The 16,125-nt window shown below is 70.3% G+C and carries 16 protein-coding genes; 5 read left to right on the top strand and 11 right to left on the bottom strand.

The window, feature by feature from the left end:
- Positions 1-9: 9 nt before the first annotated feature.
- The 8 genes from ABZ806_RS16475 to ABZ806_RS16440 all read right to left on the bottom strand — a co-directional run bounded on the left by ABZ806_RS16475 (position 10) and on the right by ABZ806_RS16440 (position 8,757).
- On the bottom strand, positions 10-942 hold the full coding sequence (locus ABZ806_RS16475; protein ID WP_500218130.1) for an HD domain-containing protein: 933 nt from the start codon (positions 940-942) through the stop codon (positions 10-12).
- A gap of 30 nt (positions 943-972) precedes the next feature.
- Positions 973-1,515: a site-specific integrase gene (locus tag ABZ806_RS16470; RefSeq protein ID WP_500218129.1), complete on the bottom strand. Its 543-nt coding sequence runs from the start codon at positions 1,513-1,515 to the stop codon at positions 973-975.
- Positions 1,512-2,498, bottom strand: coding sequence for a hypothetical protein (locus ABZ806_RS16465; RefSeq protein WP_500218128.1), 987 nt, complete (start codon positions 2,496-2,498; stop codon positions 1,512-1,514). Before ABZ806_RS16465 ends, ABZ806_RS16470 begins: the two co-directional genes overlap by 4 nt.
- Before the next feature lie 251 nt (positions 2,499-2,749).
- Positions 2,750-3,088 (bottom strand): helix-turn-helix domain-containing protein, encoded by a 339-nt coding sequence (locus tag ABZ806_RS16460; protein WP_500218127.1) that lies wholly within the window; start codon positions 3,086-3,088, stop codon positions 2,750-2,752.
- Entirely contained in the window at positions 3,088-4,188 is a 1,101-nt protein-coding gene (locus ABZ806_RS16455; protein WP_500218126.1) for a tyrosine-type recombinase/integrase, read from the bottom strand. The genes ABZ806_RS16460 and ABZ806_RS16455 overlap by 1 nt, the downstream gene beginning before the upstream one ends.
- A gap of 203 nt (positions 4,189-4,391) precedes the next feature.
- Positions 4,392-5,366 carry a coiled-coil domain-containing protein gene (locus ABZ806_RS16450; RefSeq protein WP_500218125.1) on the bottom strand — a complete coding sequence of 325 codons (975 nt, stop codon included), beginning with the start codon at positions 5,364-5,366 and terminating at the stop codon, positions 4,392-4,394.
- Between the two features lie 172 nt (positions 5,367-5,538).
- On the bottom strand, positions 5,539-6,702 hold the full coding sequence (locus tag ABZ806_RS16445) for a S8 family peptidase (protein ID WP_500218124.1): 1,164 nt from the start codon (positions 6,700-6,702) through the stop codon (positions 5,539-5,541).
- Positions 6,703-6,834: 132 nt separating this feature from the next.
- Positions 6,835-8,757, bottom strand: coding sequence for a serine/threonine protein kinase (locus ABZ806_RS16440; protein WP_500218123.1), 1,923 nt, complete (start codon positions 8,755-8,757; stop codon positions 6,835-6,837).
- 186 nt (positions 8,758-8,943) lie between these two features.
- Here ABZ806_RS16440 and ABZ806_RS16435 point away from each other — a divergent pair, with 186 nt between their 5' ends.
- On the top strand, positions 8,944-9,387 hold the full coding sequence (locus ABZ806_RS16435) for a sterol carrier family protein (RefSeq protein ID WP_500218122.1): 444 nt from the start codon (positions 8,944-8,946) through the stop codon (positions 9,385-9,387).
- Positions 9,388-9,445: 58 nt separating this feature from the next.
- A complete protein-coding gene (locus ABZ806_RS16430) occupies positions 9,446-10,081 on the top strand; it encodes a LamG domain-containing protein (RefSeq protein WP_500218190.1) in 636 nt (211 codons plus the stop codon).
- On the opposite strand, the gene ABZ806_RS16425 is transcribed toward ABZ806_RS16430, so the two are convergent.
- Positions 9,973-10,491, bottom strand: a complete 519-nt coding sequence (locus tag ABZ806_RS16425) for a hypothetical protein (protein ID WP_500218121.1) — start codon at positions 10,489-10,491, stop codon at positions 9,973-9,975. The genes ABZ806_RS16430 and ABZ806_RS16425 overlap by 109 nt on opposite strands.
- Positions 10,492-10,618: 127 nt before the next feature.
- On the opposite strand from ABZ806_RS16425, the gene purF reads away from it, so the two are divergent.
- Together purF and purM are read left to right on the top strand one after the other, a co-directional pair.
- Positions 10,619-12,073 carry an amidophosphoribosyltransferase gene (purF, locus tag ABZ806_RS16420; protein WP_500218120.1) on the top strand — a complete coding sequence of 485 codons (1,455 nt, stop codon included), beginning with the start codon at positions 10,619-10,621 and terminating at the stop codon, positions 12,071-12,073.
- Positions 12,070-13,095 carry a phosphoribosylformylglycinamidine cyclo-ligase gene (purM, locus tag ABZ806_RS16415; RefSeq protein WP_500218119.1) on the top strand — a complete coding sequence of 342 codons (1,026 nt, stop codon included), beginning with the start codon at positions 12,070-12,072 and terminating at the stop codon, positions 13,093-13,095. The genes purF and purM overlap by 4 nt, the downstream gene beginning before the upstream one ends.
- 217 nt (positions 13,096-13,312) lie before the next feature.
- On the opposite strand, the gene ABZ806_RS16410 is transcribed toward purM, so the two are convergent.
- Complete coding sequence (locus ABZ806_RS16410) at positions 13,313-13,519, bottom strand: DUF3073 domain-containing protein (RefSeq protein WP_500218118.1); 207 nt, start codon at positions 13,517-13,519, stop codon at positions 13,313-13,315.
- 323 nt (positions 13,520-13,842) lie between these two features.
- Complete coding sequence (locus ABZ806_RS16405) at positions 13,843-14,925, bottom strand: Leu/Phe/Val dehydrogenase (protein WP_500218117.1); 1,083 nt, start codon at positions 14,923-14,925, stop codon at positions 13,843-13,845.
- A gap of 81 nt (positions 14,926-15,006) precedes the next feature.
- Here ABZ806_RS16405 and ABZ806_RS16400 point away from each other — a divergent pair, with 81 nt between their 5' ends.
- On the top strand, positions 15,007-15,927 hold the full coding sequence (locus ABZ806_RS16400) for a DUF8083 family protein (protein ID WP_500218116.1): 921 nt from the start codon (positions 15,007-15,009) through the stop codon (positions 15,925-15,927).
- Positions 15,928-16,125 lie beyond the last annotated feature (198 nt).

Genomic DNA, 16,125 nt, shown 5'->3' with positions numbered 1-16,125 from the left:
TGTCGGGGTTCAGCCGTGGATCGGGTGTGAGACTTGGAAGGCGAGCCGTTGGTCAGCGGTGTCGCCGATGTCGGTGAGGAGTTCGTCGAGGGCGGCGTATGCCTCCCAGGGCTGTCGGCTGGTCGCCTGTGCGAGGTGGGTCACGACGAGGTCTTCGAGTTCGGGGACGCGTTTGTTCTTCCAGATCTTGTCGGCGAGGCTCACCAGCAGGTCCTCGAGAGTGACATCGGGGTCCGTCCATGACGCGTGAGTGGCTGCGAAGCGGGCGAGGGTCTCGTTGAAGCCGTGGTGGAGCAGCAGGTCCCGGCCGTCTGGCTCGTGGGTTGAGCCAGGTCCGGAGAGCTCGGAGGGGTGCAGGGACTTGCCGATGTCGTGGGTTGCGGCGCCGAAGAGCACGGCGTGCCGGTCGAAGCGGAGGTGGGGGTGACGCTGCTGGAGCCAGTCGACGATCTGGCAGGCGACGTCATGGACGAGACGCAGATGAGCCGCCAGCCGGGGCGGACTGCCCAGCGATATCAGCAGGTCGGTGACCTGATCCGGTAGTGGGCGCAGCGGTGGCTCGGCAGGGCCGTTCAGAGCGTGTGCGAGGGCGGCGGAGTTCGTCGTTGAGGGTTGGGCTAGCTCTGTCTGAGCGAGGTGTTGTCTCGCCTCGGTCCAGAGCGCTTCGAATTCCTGACGGGTGATCTGGATGGCTTGATCAGCGTTTTGCCAGCCCTCCAGGCTGTCTTCGGTGAGGACACCGAAACGTCGTTCGTAGGCATGGAGCTCGGCCAGGCCGTGGTGATCGCGGAGCCGGAGCACCTCGTCGAGGGCTGCCGCCGTGGTGGGGCGCTGGTCAGGGCCCTGGAGCTCGATCTGCCGAACGGCCCATTCCTGGTCATTCAGTTCGTAGTGGAACCAGGTGTCTTCCTCGGGGTGATAGAGGCGTATCCAGCGGGCCATGGCGGCATGGTGTCACGGCCAGGGCCCGATTCAGCGACGGGTGGGTTGGTAGCGGGCCCACTTGCCGCCGGCGATGGTGGCCCAGCGGTCGGCGGTTCCCGGTGTGAGGCCGAGGAGGCGTCCGATGACTGGTGGGGGGAGTTGTCGGGCGTAGTCCAGGAGGGCGGCGTTGCGGTCGGGGCGAGCGTCGATGCCGAGGGCGGTGAGACGGCGGGCGAGGCTGGTGGGATGGAGAGGCTTGCCGGGGTGACGGCCGGGGAACAGCCAGGCGTTGTCGTGGAGGTGGTGGGCGGTTCTATCGGCGCGTGGAGTCGGGAGCTGGTTGACCAGTTCGGCGAGGGGCTCGGGCAGGACGACGTTGGTGGAGCCGAGGGCGAGTTCGGTGGTGCCGCCGGGAGTGTGGTGGACATCGCCTGTGGTGAGGCGGGCGATGCGCGAGAGGCGCTGGGCGAACAGCAGGACCAGGAGAGCGGCGACTCGGTCGGCTGTGGGGATGGCGGCGTCGTGGAGGATGCGGCGGGCCAGCGCCCACCGACCGGTATCGGGGGTGAACTCGGACGGCTCCGAGGTCATTTTGGTGGGATGTCGAGCGGCGGCAGGTGGCGGGTTCTGCCGGCCCAGGACCAGAAGGCACGCGTGCTGTCGGCGCGGCGGACGTCGACGAGCCAGGCGTCGATGTCCATCTGGCGGCAGGTGGCCGGTGTGCGGCCGCGGTCACGCAGGTGAGTGAGGAAGCGGCTGGTCGCGGCGAGTTCGGCGCGGGCCCGATAGGCAGCCCCTGGTTGGAGAGACGCGCCGTCAAGACGGCGGCGGAGGCGGCGGAGCAGGTGAGTGCGGGTGAACAGCGCGATGAGCTTCCGGTCTTCGGGGTGAGCGGCGGCGGTGACGGTCTGGGAGAAGGTCTCCAGGCGGAACAGGTGCTCGTCGCGAGCAGGCAGAGCGCCCGAGGCGACGAGAAGAACGCGCAGGTAGTCGATGGAGCGGCTGGTGCCGCGGCTGTCGAGGCCGTCATGGGTCAGGGGCAGGCGCCCGGCGGCGAGGTCGGCCAGGACGTGGTGGGCTCGCCTGCTGCTGCGATGGAGGTTGGTCAGGGCGGCCTGCGGGTTGCCGGTGGCCAGGACGGCCTGGCGTAGCGGCAGCAGCGCGGGCATGATCTGGCCGTCCGGTCCGGTGAGCAGGGCGGTGACGCGGTCGGCGAGGATGCAGGCGAAGCAGGCGGGCCCATCGGCGATGCCGGTGCGTCGTCCCCGGGCCAGGTGTCCGCAGACCTGGCAGGTGACCGTGGCGGCCTGGTTGCAGGTGAGGCAGAGGTCCGGATGATCGGCGGTGGCCTTGGCCGAGACTCGTCGGGTGCTACCACAGACCCCGCAGGGCCGCTTGGGATGCTCGTAGCAGCGGGCGCAGAGCACCCGGGTGGTGGCGGTCCGGCCGCCCGGGACCACGGCCGGTGGCGCCAGCCGCCCGCATTCATCACAGGGAAGCGGAGTCTGGTGGCGGACGTAGCAGGTCGAGCAGAGCGAGAGCTCCTCGTGCCCGACCCGGCCGGAGTTGATCACTCGGAGCTGTCCGCAGCCGTCGCAGCGGCGCCGAGGCCGCTCGGCCCGGTAGCAGCGGGAGCACAAGGTGAGCGTGCTGCCCGAACTGCCGCCCGCCCTGACCGCAGGAAAACGGAGTTCACCGCACTGCTGGCAACGGACCTTGGGACGATAGGTGCTGTAGCACGCCCCGCAAACCGGGGCGCCGTCCGGGCGAGGACCCGGAAGGCAGAGGCCGTCCCTGCCGCAGTCGGCGCACCGGCCCCGCCGGCTCACGGCTCGTCGGGGACGATCCGGGCGCGGCGCGGCCGACGAACCTCACCCGGCGCAGCGGACGGGAGCAGGCCGGTCTCCTCGGCGGTCTTGCGACGGGCCGAGGCGATGACCACCGGCTCGAACAACTCCGCGGGCCCGGCGTCCAGGATGTCGCAGAGCGCGGCGAACACCTGCAGGTTGAGCCGCTCCGGAGTGCCGGTGACCAGCCGGTGGACCTGTGACACCGACATCTCGATCCCGCGTTCGGCCAGCAACGGGGCCAGGTCGGTGGTGTTGAACATGCCGCGGCGGGCCATCAACTCCCGCAGATGCCACCGATAACGGATCGTCCGCATCACTCCACCCCTCCCAGCCCCGCGTCCAGCACCTCGCGCAACGCATTGTTCATGAAGTCCGACCCGGCATGGGTGTAGATGGCCGTCGTTGACCCCCAGGCGTGGCCCACCTGCCGCTGGACGAAGAACGGATCCGCGCCGTCCTCGATCAGATGCGTGATGTAGGAATGCCGCAGGCAGTGGGGATGCAGCACCTCCTCCAGACCGAGTGCGTCCCGGTAGTCGGCGAACCGGCGGGTGATCTCTCGGCCTTGCACGCGTCCGCCCTGGTCGGTCGGCCAGAGCAACTGCCGCTTACCGACCTCGAACAGCGGACGGACCTCCTCAACGTACTCAGCCAGCGCCTCGGCCGCCCATTCCCAGACCGTCAGGACCGTCCGTCGCCGGGGCGGTGACCCCTTCACCGCTTTCCCGAACCTGACATAGCAGGCACCGTAGCGTCCGAACTCCGGAGCCTTCGGGTTCCGTGAGAAGTCCGCAAGATCCAAATGTGCTGCTTCGCGCCGCCGCAGCCCCCACCCGTAGACCACCTTGAACAGGGTGGCGTCGCGGAACGCCGGCGCCCACCCCTTCTTGCCCGCCGCCCGAATCCGCACCACTCGCTCGTCGGCGTAGTCGAAGAAGTCCTGCAACTCCCGGCGGGTCAACGCCCGCGCCTCCGGCCGTCCCTCGTAAGGCGAGGAGTGCGACGGCATGTTGTCCTCGTGGCAGATCTGGACCGGATGCGTCCCGAAGTACTCCAGGCACTGCTCACCCCACCCATAGCGGGCGTCGGTTAGGTAGTCGCAGAACATCGCGATCTGATTCAGGTAGTTCCGCACCGTCGAGCGCGCCAACGGCCCCGGCGACGACAACAAGTCGGTCGCCCAGTCCTCCACATCCCCCGGCAGCCACTCCCACGGCGGCGTCCCGGCGAACTCCGCAAACCGCCGAACCAGATCCACCCGCGTCCGGATCGTCGAGACCGCCAGCAGGCGAGCCTGCTGCTGCCGCTCCCACCCCGCCAGCATTGCGGTGAACACCGCCTCCTGCGGATGCAGCGGCACCACACCGTCCGCGAGCACCAGATGCGCCGCACCCTCCACCGCGACCCGATTCACCCCAACCACCTCCCTCGCATCTGATGCGACATGCTCGCATCAGATGCGAGATCTCGCCGCAAGAACGCGAGAAGAAGCAGCTCAGCCTGGCATCACGCGAGTAGCGAACTTGGGAGGCCGAGACCACACCGACCAGCAGTTGGCCAGTACCAACGCCATCTCAACAAGTGGATATTCATCATCAGATGCAATATCCCCTACTTTCAGAAGACCGAGACGTGGACGTGGTCGTAGTGGTTGGCGGTCACGCCGCCGCGGTTCTCCATCATGCGCCAGCCGGGGCTGCGCATGTCGTAGATGCGCTGGCGCCAGATGACGTACTTGATGCCGAGGGCGCTCGCGTGGGAGATGGCGTACTGGGCGGTGCGGTCGCCGAGGGCCTTGGCGCTGCCGCCCGCCATCACGCCGCCGGTCGTGACCATGAAGTCGCAGGCGTGGCCGGTGCCGTGGTCCTGCGGGTCGCCGCTGTGCCGGACGCAGCCGATCGTCGGGAACGGGCCCGTCTCCAGGTCGAGGGTGTTCTTGACCTTGAGCATGCGGGGCGTGACGCCGCCCATGCCGATGCTCGGCGACTCGGGCTTGTACTTCTTGACGAGCTGCTGGATCTGGGTCTTGCGGCCCTTCAGGTCCTTGATCTCCTTCTTCAGCTCCGTCATCTTCGCCTGGGCCTTCTTGCGGGCCTCGAGCTGGTCGTTGACGAGCTTCTGGATCTGCGCGACCTTCGCCGCCTTGTTCTGCGCCAGGTGGCTGACCAGGGTGGCGTTGCTGAGCATCTCGTTGGGGTCGGCGTCGGCGAGGAACGCGACGGTCGGGTCCTCGCCGCCGGTCATGTACTGGGTCGCGGCGAGCTGCGCCACGAGGTTGCGGGCCTCGACGAGGTCCTTCTGCAGGGCGTTGGACTTGCTCAGCGCCTTCTCCGCCGCGTACTGGGCGTCCTTCAGCTTGGCGAGGTCGCCGCCGTACTCCTTGTCCAGCTTCTCGATCTGCCGGTTCAGCTTGGCGAACTTGGCGCTGTCCCCCGGGTCCATGGGGACGGACGCGGGCGGGGCCGCGCTCGCGGAGGGGGTGGCGGCGCCGATCAGCGGCAGCGCGGTGGCGATGGCCACGAGAGCCGTGGCGGTGCGTCGTCCACCTCGCCGGCGCGCGGTCGGCCGACAGGTGGAGGCGGGGGTCTCCACGTGTTCTCCTCTCGTCTCGGCCGTAGGTACGGAGGTCCGGGGGCCCTGAGGTCAATGAGCGCTAAAGAAGTCCAGCCTCGCCAAGGGTAGACCCCTGGATCCGGTGGGACGGCTCGGTACGCGGGAAGCCCGGCTTCCTTGCTGGGAGCCGGGCCATCCTACGTGACCGGCTTCACAACTTGCCCTTGTAGAGCAGCCGGTCGGGCTGGGATCGGAGCCCCTTGAGGCCATGGGTGGAATTGTCGTTCAGCCACTTCTGCACTTGCGGGAAGGTGGCCTTCTTGTGGGTGGACAGGTACAGGGCCGCGACACCGCTCACGTAGGGGGCGGCCATGGACGTGCCGCTGATCGCCTTGCGGCCGCCGCCCGGCCAGGTGGAGTAGACGCCGTAGCCCGGTGCGTTGATGTCGACGCACTTGCCCCAGTTGGAGAACGACGCGCGGGCGTCGGACTTGGTGGTCGCGCCGACCGCCATGACCCAGCCCGCCCCGGCCGGCGAGGACTTGCAGGCGTCCTTGTTGTCGTTGCCCGCGGCCACGGACAGGAAGACCCCGGACTTCGACAGGCTCGTCACAGCGGTGTTCAGCGCCGAGGACTTCGACCCGCCGAGCGACATGTTCGCCACGGCCGGCTTGGCGGCGTGCGTGCGCAGCCACTGGACGGCTGCGACGACGTCCGACATCGAGCCCGCGCCGTCGCAGTCGAGGACGCGCAAAGCCCGCAGCTTGACGGACTTGGCCGCACCATAGGTCTTGGAGCCGATGATGCCCGCGACGTGGGTTCCGTGCCCGTTGCAGTCACGGCCGTCGCCGTTGAACCTCTTCGCCGTCCACGCGATGGAGGCGCGGCCACCGAACTCCTTGTGCTTGACGTCCAGGCCGGTGTCGATGACGTAGGCGTTGACGCCGCTTCCGGAAGATTTGTAGTAATAGCTCTTCGAGAGCTTCCTGGACCGCTGGTCGATGCGGTCGAGGCCCCAGGGCAGAGGTGCGCGCTGGGTCTTGCTGGTCCGGACGATCTGGTCCTGCTCGATCGCCGCGACGCGGTGGTCGCGGCGCAGCCTGTCGAGCTGGTCGCCGGTCAGCTTGGCGGCGAAGCCGTTCAGCACGCCGTCGAAGCGCTTGACGCCAGCCGCCCCGACCTTCCCGGCGGTGTCGCCGGTGGACGCCCCGGGCTTCAGCGTGACGATGTACTGGCCGGGCACGGGAGTGCCCTCCGCCGCCCTCACCCGCACGAGGGAGGCGGGGTCGTCGGCGAGCACGGGGAGCGCCGCGGCGGCGCCGAGGCTGGTCGCGACCGCGCCGGCCAGCAGCAGCCTTCGGTGGACAGCCCGCACGGCCTCTCCTTCTGCCGGGGACCGCGTGCGGCGGGCCCGCCATGCGACCGATGATCTCGATCGAGGGAACCCTAGCGGAACTGTCCTGATTTGAGGTGACAAATTGGACGTGGCGCGGGGAATGGCTCCCGATCAGGCGCGGCTGAGCCTGCCCCCGTAACCGAGCTTCGTGCCCGGCTTGCTCCACGTGTACTGCAGCGTCCCGTCCGGCTGCCGGGTGATCTCGACGACGCCGCTCGTACACGGGCTGCCGATGGCCAGGTTCATCTTCAGTGCGCTCTCGGTGCCCCTGGTCAGTGTCAGAGTGCCGTCGCACTTCTCGCGTGGATACACCGCACGCGCGGTGGTGCCGCCCGCCTCGAACGTGACCTCCACTGGGAAAGAGGCATTGCGGCCGGTGTTGACCACATCGCCCTTCCAGGTACCCGCGAAAGAGGCCGGGATCGTCGTCACCGGACGGTTGTTGGACGCGTTCGCGCTGTCGGGTGAGCCCCCGCCGTCGTCCTTGAGCTGGGGCCACAGCACCAGCGCGATGATGGCGATCCCGACGCTGACACCGATGAACAGTGAAAGGGCGAGACCGAGCACATGGTTGCTGGGCCGCCTCATCCGCGCGATGGAGGCCAGCGGTGACGGGCGCCGCTCACCGTCGTCCCGCCCATGGCCGAGGCCGGGGATGAGATGCGGTTCGGAGACGTCCGGATAGTCGTGCATGCCGACCGCGTCGAAGACCGCCGTCGGGTCGGGGCCGACCGCGTCGAACCTCGCGGTCTGGTCCGCGTGGACCGGCTCGTCCCGCTCGTCCCGGCGGCCGGAGCCGGCCGGGCGGTCCAGGCCGACCGCGCCGAAGGTCGTCGTCGCCTCGAAGGCCGCCGGGTCCAGGTCGGCGGCGAGCGGCTCCGGCTCCGGCGGACGCGACTCCCGGCGCGGCTTGCGCGACAGCTTCCCGAGGAGGGGGAGGGAGGGCGACGCCGCCTCGGTCGGCGGCCCGGAAGGCCCGGAAGGCCCGGAAGGCCCGGGAGGACCGGGAGGACCGAAAGGCCCTGGCGGGGCAGGGGGCGGCGGCACAGGCGGCGTGGGCGGTGCGGGCGGCGGGGGCTGCATCCCCCTCGGCGGCGCGGGTGCGCCCATGGGGGAGCGCGGCGGCGGCACCGTCGGCGACGCCTGCTGCCTGGCGGCCGGGCCCGCCGCCAGGGCGCGCCCCACCTCCACCATCGAGGGTGGCATGCGGGCGGGGAGCGGGCTGCCGGCCCCCAGAAGCCGTTCAAGGATCTGCGCGGCGGTAGGACGCTCCGCCGGGACCTTGGCCAGAGCACTCGCCATGACCTCGCGCAGCGCATCGGGGACGTCCGACAGGTCTGCCTGGTCGTAGACGATGCGCTGCATCATCTCGTGGGGCGAACCCTCCCCGAACGGCGGTTTGCCCGTGGCGGCGAACAGGATGGTGGACGCCCACGCGAACACGTCGGCGGCGGAGCCGATGCCCATGCCGCTCAACTGCTCCGGGGCCTTGTAGGAGGGATCGTCGGTGATGTGCGCCGTGAAGGAGACGTTGACCGCTTCCAGAGCGTGCGCGATGCCGAAGTCGGTCATCCTCGGCCCGTCCCGTCCCAGGAGGACGTTTCCGGGCTTCAAGTTGTGATGAACGGCACCCGCCCGGTGGACGGCCGCGAGCGCGATCGCCGTACCCACCGCCAGACGCTCGACGACGGCGCCGCCGCGCACGCCCTCCTCGTCCACGAGCTGCTGGAGGGACGGCCCGTCCACCCACTGGCTCACCACATAGGGGCGGTCACCGTCCACATCGGCGTCCAGGATCGCCGCCGTGCAGAACCCGGACACCTTCCGGGCCGAGGAGAACGCGCCCGTGAACCGGGACCTGGCGACGGGCTCGCCGCTCAGCCGCACGTGCAGGACCTTCACCGCGACGTGGCCGCCGGACCGGTCCCTGCCGAGGAAGACGGCGCCCTGCTCGCCGACGCCGAGCCGGCCCGTGATCTCGACCGAGCCGAGTCTCAGCGGGTCACCCGGCTGCAGGGGCAGCGCCTCGGGCATCTGACGAACCTCCGTGTCCTCCGGGGACGCGCCCCGGCTCCCCGTCCAACTCACTCCCCCATGCCTGCACCGGGGGTCCTCTTTCTACCGCTTCGGCGTACTTCCTGTGGAAGGGCGGCCTCCCGTACCCACCGGTTCGCCACCGGCCGCCCGGCCACCGCGACCGACGGGGTAGCTTCGGGCGCGATGTCGCGAACTCCGCTCTCCCTCGCCGTCCTGAACGAGCAGCGCGCCGCGCTCGGCCTGCCGCCCCACAGCGGTCCGGACGAGCCCGCCGCGCTCCGTCGCGCGGCCCTGGACACGGTCCTCGCCTCCGCCGGGGCGGGCGGCGCCGAGCCGTCCCGTCCGGTGGTCAAGGGGGCGGTGCGGTTCCTGCTCGACCGGCTCGCCGAGCTGGCCCCGGGCCGTTCGGTGGAGGTCCGGGTCCCTCCGCACGCCGCCGTTCAGTGCATCGACGGCCCGCACCATACCCGTGGTACACCACCGAATGTGGTGGAGATGGACGCCGCGGCCTGGATCGCGCTGGCCACGGGACGGCTGGCCTGGGCCGACGCGGTCGCGGACGGACGGGTCAGGGCCAGCGGCGCGCGCGCGGACCTGTCGGCCTTCCTGCCCCTGCCCATCGACTGAGTCTTCCCCCGCCCATCGACTGGGGCGCCGCAGTGCGGGAGTATCCGCCTTGCTGGAGGTGATCCCCGTGCTGATCGCGCACTGGACGTTCGACGTCGCCACCGTGGACGGCCGCAGGGTCGCGGACGCGACCGGAGCCGGACCCGCCGCCGAACTGGACGAGACCGCCGGAATCGTCCCCGGCCGGGACGGTGAGGCGCTCTCGCTCAACGGACACGACCGGGCTGTGATCCCCGCCGCGCCCCAACTCGTCCTGAGCCAGGTGTTCGGGTTCAGCCTGGCGTTCTTCGTCCAGGTGACCGAGCAGCCGACGGGGGAGTGGCGCAGCCTCGTCTACAAGCCGGTCGCGGAGGACGACGCCCGGGGCCTCGGCCTGTGGCTGTATCCGGACGAGATGAGGCTGCGGGTCCAGTTGTTCACCGTCAAGGGACCGGACTACGTCGACAGCCACACCAGGCTGTCGCTCGGGGAATGGACCCATGTCGCCTTCGCGGTGAACACCGGAGGGATGTTCCTCTACATCAACGGCAAGCTGGATGTGGCCGTCCCGCTGGAACACCCCGTCGTCACACCGGCCGGACCCATCTACCTGGGTAGCGAACCCACCAAGCCCGGGTTCGGCGGCCTCATGGACGACTTCCGCGTGTATGCCTCACCGCTCGCCGAGGAAGCCGTCCGCGCGCTGGCCGACTGAGCGGCCGTCCGAGCGGCCGGCTGGGCAGCGGACTGAGCGGCGGGGCGGGGCTTCTCCTTGGCGAAGGGGAACTCGCGTTCCACGCAGCCCCGGCGTGACGGCTCGTCCGGGTACCGCGCCTCGTCCCCGCACTGCGCGGCCTTGCTCAGCAGCCAGAAGAGCGAACCCGCGCCGAGGACGAGGGCGAGCGCGGAGCAGACGACCCCCACGACGGCGCGCCGCCGATCGGGATCGCGCCGGGCGAGGGAGACCACCCCCAGGACGAGACCCACGACGGCGGGGATCACACCCGCCAGGCACAGCACGAGGCCCGCCAGCCCGGCGATTCCGAGCACCTGGGAGGCCCTCGCCAGCCCGCTCCGCCTGGGCGGCGCGGGCGGCGCGTAGGTCTCGTACCCGGGCAGTGTCATCGTTCCCCTCCACGTGTCGTCCTCAGATTCCCCCGAACCTCGTGATGCCCGTGGTGCAAGGGGGTAAAGCCCGGTTAAGACATGCCACCGATCGGACCAGGTGAACCGGGCATCTAGACTGATTGACGTGCCTCTCCGTGACGGACGTCTGAGCCACGACATCGATCCCTCCGACCGGGCTCCGCAGGACGCCTGCGGGGTCTTCGGCGTCTGGGTCCCCGCCGACCAGGCGTCGCGGGCCGAGGTGAGCAAGCTCACCTACTACGGCCTGTACGCGCTCCAGCACCGCGGCCAGGAATCGGCCGGAATCGCCGTCAGCGACGGTTCCCGCATCGTCGTGTTCAAGGACATGGGCCTCGTCGCCCAGGTCTTCGACGAGTCGGTGCTGAACACGCTGCGCGGCCACATCGCCGTCGGCCACTGCCGCTACTCCACGACCGGTTCGCCCACGTGGGAGAACGCGCAGCCCACGTTCCGGTCGACGGACGCGGGCGGGCTGGCGCTCACCCACAACGGCAACCTCATCAACACGCCCGAGCTGGCCGCGCGGCTGGAATCGGGGGTGCTGACCGCCACGACCGACACCGAGGTCCTCACGGCGCTGTTCGCCCACCACGGCGAGGGCGGCCCCATGGCCGCCGCCCGGGAGATCCTCCCGGCCACGCGCGGCGCGTACTCCCTGGTCTTCATGGACGAGGGGACGCTGTACGCCGCCCGCGACCCCGAGGGCGTCCGGCCGCTCGTGCTCGGCGAGCTGGAGGCCGGCGGGTGGGTGGTGTCGTCCGAGACCGCCGGGCTCGACATCGTCGGCGCCCGCTTCGTCCGGGAGATCGAGCCGGGCGAGCTGATCGCGATCGACGGCGACGGCGTGCGGTCCGAGCGGTTCGCCGAGCCGCGCCCCAAGGGCTGCCTGTTCGAGTACGTCTACCTGGCGCGGCCCGACACGACGATCGCCGGGCGCAGCGTCCAGGCCACCCGCGTCGAGGTGGGGCGCCGGCTGGCCCGCGAGCACCCCGTCGAGGCCGACATGGTCATCCCGACGCCCGAGTCGGGCACCCCGGCCGCGATCGGGTACGCGGAGGCGTCCGGCATCCCCTACGGCCAGGGGCTGGTGAAGAACTCCTACGTCGGGCGGACGTTCATCCAGCCGTCGCAGACGATCCGGCAGCTCGGCATCCGGCTCAAGCTGAACCCGCTGCGCGAGGCGATCGAGGGCAAGCGGCTCGTGGTGGTGGACGACTCCATCGTCCGGGGCAACACCCAGCGCGCGATCGTGTCGATGCTGCGCGAGGCGGGCGCCGCCGAGGTGCATGTCCGCATCTCCAGCCCGCCCGTCTCCTGGCCCTGCTTCTACGGCATCGACTTCGCGACCCGCGCCGAACTGATCGCCGGGAACCTGTCCGTGGAGGGGATCCGCGACTCCATCGGCGCCGACACTCTCGGCTTCGTGTCCCTGGACGAGCTCATCTCCGCCTCGCAGATCCCCAAGAACAACCTGTGCAGGGCGTGCTTCGACGGCATCTACCCCATCCCCGTGGAGCAGGACGCCCGCGGCAAGCATCTGCTGGAGGTCGGCCGGTGACGTCCTATGAGGCCGCCGGTGTCGACATCGCGGCGGGCGAGCGCGCCGTCGAGCTGATGAAGTCGAGGGTGGCGCGCTCACGGCGCCCGGAGGTCGTCGACGACGTCAGCGGGTTCGCGGGCCTGTTCGACGCGTCGGCGTTGCTGAAGTACAGGCGTCCCCTGCTCGCGACGTCCACGGACGGCGTCGGCACCAAGGTCGACCTGGCGCGACGCCTCGGCGTCTACGACACGGTCGGGCACGACCTCGTCGGCATGGTCATCGACGACCTCGCCGTGTGCGGGGCCGAGCCGCTGTTCATGACCGACTACATCGCGTGCGGGAAGGTCGTCCCGGAACGGATCGCCGACCTCGTCGGCGGTATCGCCGAAGCCTGCGCCCTGGCCGGATGCGCCCTCATCGGCGGCGAGACCGCCGAACACCCCGGGCTGCTGGAGTCGGACGAGTTCGACCTCGCGGGCGCGGGGACGGGCGTCGTGGAGGCCGACGAGATCCTCGGCCCGGACCGCGTCCAGGCGGGGGACGCCGTGCTCGCCATGGCGTCGTCCGGGATCCACTCCAACGGGTACTCGCTCGTCCGGCACATTCTGGCCACGACGGACCTGACCCTGGAATCGGCGCCCGCCGAACTGGACCGTCCGCTGGGTGAGGAACTTCTCACCCCGACGCGCATCTACGCCAGGGACTGCCTGGCGCTGGCCGAGGCCGGCGGAGTGCGCGCGTTCGCGCACATCACCGGCGGGGGACTGGCGGCGAACCTGGCCCGCTCCCTGCCGGCGACCGTGGACGCCGTCCTGGACCGCTCGTCGTGGGAGGTCCCGCCGCTGTTCCGCGTCCTGCGGGACCACGGCGGCGTGCCGCAGCCCGAGATGGACAAGACGTTCAACCTGGGCGTCGGGATGGCCGCGATCGTGAGCCCGGACGCCGCCGACGCGGCCCTGCGCCTGCTGGCCGCCCGCGGCGTTCCCGCCTGGACCCTCGGCGAGATCACCGAGGGAACCGGCACCGCCGCCTTCGCTTGAAGCCGGCGTGTGACGGGCTGAGAGGGGCTCTGAGCGCCTCTCAGCCCTCAACCGTCACACGGTCAGCATGAGCCGCCGAAGGTGCCCCAGGGGCTCTCTCGGCGGCCGGCGGAAACCATGACCCACACACCCCCCACAGAGGAAGAACCGCGTCGAACATGGAGAAGTCACGACAAACGCCACTGCCCGTGGTGGGCAGTGGCGCACTGTCGGCCGATCAACCGGAGGTGCCGTCCTTGCGGGGCTCCGTGCCGTAGTCCTCGGCGTAGTCGGCGTACTTCTCGGCGAGCTCGTCATACGAGTCGTCGCCGGAGTCCGGTACTCCCAGCTCGTCCTTCAGGCGGTCGAGGTCCGTGTTGCCGGTGTTGTACTTGAGCTGCCGGGCAACCTTCACCTGCTTGGCCTTGGCTCGGCCGCGACCCATTGGCTCGACCCCCTCGATGGTCAGGGCTTTCGTGGGCCCATCAACGCGCGCGTGTACCACACGAACCGGTGCCTGATGAGCCATGCGTCAGTCACGGGTACAACCGTACCCGTTTTGCGCCTGGCTCGGTACATCGACGGTACGTGGCGGCGCCCCTGTTGCTGATAACAACAGTGTATCCGGTGGTCACGAGTACGTGCCAAGGCCGCCGTGGGACGGTCGTACCGCGCCCCACGGCGGCCCTTACAACGGTCTTGCAACGGTCTAAACGGGTCTAGGAAGACCACTGTCCGGACACGCCGTCCGACCCAGGGTGACGGCCGCTAGAGGAGAATCCCCCGCAATCTGCCGATCTCGGTCATCCGCCGCTCCGCGAGCCGGTCGGCCGCGGCCGCCGGCGGGACGCCGTCGTCGGCGGCCAGCGCGAAGATCTTGAGGGTGGTGTCGTAGATGCCGGTGGCGCGGGCCTTGGCCCGGTCGAAGTTGAAGCCCTCGATCTCGTCCGCGACCTGGATCACGCCGCCCGAGTTCACCACGTAGTCGGGCGCGTACAGGACGCCTCGGTCGGCGAGGCTCTTCTCCACGCCCGTGTGGGCCAGCTGGTTGTTCGCGGCGCCGCAGACCACTTTGGCCCGCAGCACGGGCACGGTGTCGTCGTTGAGCGAGCCGCCGAGCGCGCAGGGTGCGTACACATCGAGATCCGCGCGGACCATGGCGTCACCGTCGGCCACGACCTCCACCTCGGGGTGCGATGACCGGACCCGGTCCACGGCCGCCTGGTTCACGTCGCAGATCACGACGTCCGCGCCGTCCTCGCGCAGGTGCTCCACCAGCCGGTGGCCGACCTTGCCGACGCCCTCCACGCCGACCCGCCTGCCGCGCAGCGTGGGCGATCCCCACGCGGTCTCGGCCGCGGCGCGCATGCCCTGGAAGACGCCGAACGCCGTGAGGATGGAGGAATCGCCGGCACCGCCGTGCGCGACCGTCCGTCCGGTGACGAAGCGGCACTCCCGCGCCACGACGTCCATGTCCTCGCTGTACGTGCCGACATCGCAGGCCGTGTAGTAGCGGCCGTTCAGCGACTGGACGAACCGCCCGAACGCCCTCAGCATCGCCTCGGACTTGTCGATGGCCGGGTCGCCGATGATGACGGCCTTGCCGCCGCCGAGGTCGAGCCCGGCCAGGGCGTTCTTGTAGGCCATGCCCCGGGACAGGTTCAGCACGTCGGCCAGTGCGTCCTCCTCGGAGCCGTACGGGAAGAAGCGGGTACCTCCGAGGGACGGGCCGAGCGCGGTCGAGTAGATCGCGATGATGGCGCGCAGGCCGCTGGCTTCGTCTTGGCAGAAGACGACCTGCTCGTGTCGGGGTTCGGTGCCCTTGTGGGGCGCCCCGAAGACATTAGGCACGGTAGTGCCCTCCTCTCTGTCTCCAGATCAGACTAGGACGCCGGATGCCCCACGTCCGCCCCGATCTCGTGTAACGATGCGGTGGTGCTTCCGTACGCCGCGTACCTACGGGTTTATGAACCGGTGACCGCCTTCCCGGAGCCCGCGCGGACCCTGTGGACGGTCTACGCCGATTCCCGGCGGCGCCCGCGGCGGATCCACGCGCTCGGTACGGAGCACCGCGAGGCGGCGCTCAGGCTGACCGCGTCGCCGCCGGAGGTCGCCCCGGAGCGGGAGAGCAGGGACGCCTACGTGCGGCGCCTCGACGACATGATCTACATCTGCCCGTGGGGGACGAGGCTGCGCTCCTGGCTGGCCTTCGAGCGGTTCCGGGGCGAGCACGCCGCCGGGGTCGCGGCCGCGTTCGTCCCGCCGCCGGCGGCGGAACGGGCGATGAGCGAGTTCGACCAGTGGAAGCGGGCCGGGCGGCCGCTGCGCCCGCACATCCTGACCAGCACCTGGCACGTCCCGCTCGACTGGTTCGTGCCGTTCGCGCGCGGCGAGCGGTGCCTGATGCTCGGTACGCCGGGGACCGGATACCGCAAGTCCGACGACGCGTCCGAGGAGCTCGCCGGACACGGCCCGGCGACGGCCGCGCCCGCGCGCACGCTCATCTACGTCACCTCGATGGGCGAGGCGCGCCGCCGGGTGGAGGCGGCGCTGCCGGTGGTGCGCGAGAACCTCGGCGACGGGACGGAGGAGGTCTACCTCCTGTCGGCCGGGCGGCTGGAGACGCTCGCCCGGTGGCTCGGCGGATTCCACCCGCGCGCACTCGTGGAGCTCGACTACGGCGGCCTCGTCCACCTGCTGGACGACCGGGCCCTGCGCGCGGACGAGTCGGTCGCCGAGATGACCGTCGCCCTCACCGGGATGGAGCGCGGCGAGGTCGAACTGACCGTGGCGATGTACAAGCGCCTGCTGGCCCGCTGGCGGCCCGTCCGGGCGCTCGAGGCCGCGAACTAAAACAAATTTCCCGAATCCGCGCGCGATACGACTATACGTGTCGCTAGAATCACGCAGCGTGACCCAGTGGCCCTTGCTCAGGTGCGGCGCCCCGCAGCCGCGGGGATGTTTGCACGCAACTGCAGTCAGGAACTTGCTTGTTGCGCTGAGTGGTGGCAAGGTTACACGTTGTGATGTCATAGTGGCTCTTTCGGGCCA

This window comes from Spirillospora sp. NPDC047418, assembly GCF_040643275.1.
In the GTDB taxonomy this organism is placed as follows: Bacteria; Actinomycetota; Actinomycetes; order Streptosporangiales; family Streptosporangiaceae; genus Spirillospora.
Note: the sequence above shows the minus strand (reverse complement) of the source record. Positions and strands in the feature narration are given on the sequence as shown.

Excerpts from the sequence above, each read along its gene's own strand:
- ABZ806_RS16475 (WP_500218130.1), bottom strand. The coding sequence starts at position 942 with ATGGCCCGCTGGATACGCCTCTATCACCCCGAGGAAGACACCTGGTTC.
- ABZ806_RS16440 (WP_500218123.1), bottom strand. The coding sequence starts at position 8,757 with ATGCCCGAGGCGCTGCCCCTGCAGCCGGGTGACCCGCTGAGACTCGGC.
- ABZ806_RS16470 (WP_500218129.1), bottom strand. The coding sequence starts at position 1,515 with ATGACCTCGGAGCCGTCCGAGTTCACCCCCGATACCGGTCGGTGGGCG.
- ABZ806_RS16460 (WP_500218127.1), bottom strand. The coding sequence starts at position 3,088 with ATGCGGACGATCCGTTATCGGTGGCATCTGCGGGAGTTGATGGCCCGC.
- ABZ806_RS16435 (WP_500218122.1), top strand. The coding sequence starts at position 8,944 with ATGTCGCGAACTCCGCTCTCCCTCGCCGTCCTGAACGAGCAGCGCGCC.
- ABZ806_RS16410 (WP_500218118.1), bottom strand. The coding sequence starts at position 13,519 with ATGGGTCGCGGCCGAGCCAAGGCCAAGCAGGTGAAGGTTGCCCGGCAG.
- ABZ806_RS16425 (WP_500218121.1), bottom strand. The coding sequence starts at position 10,491 with ATGACACTGCCCGGGTACGAGACCTACGCGCCGCCCGCGCCGCCCAGG.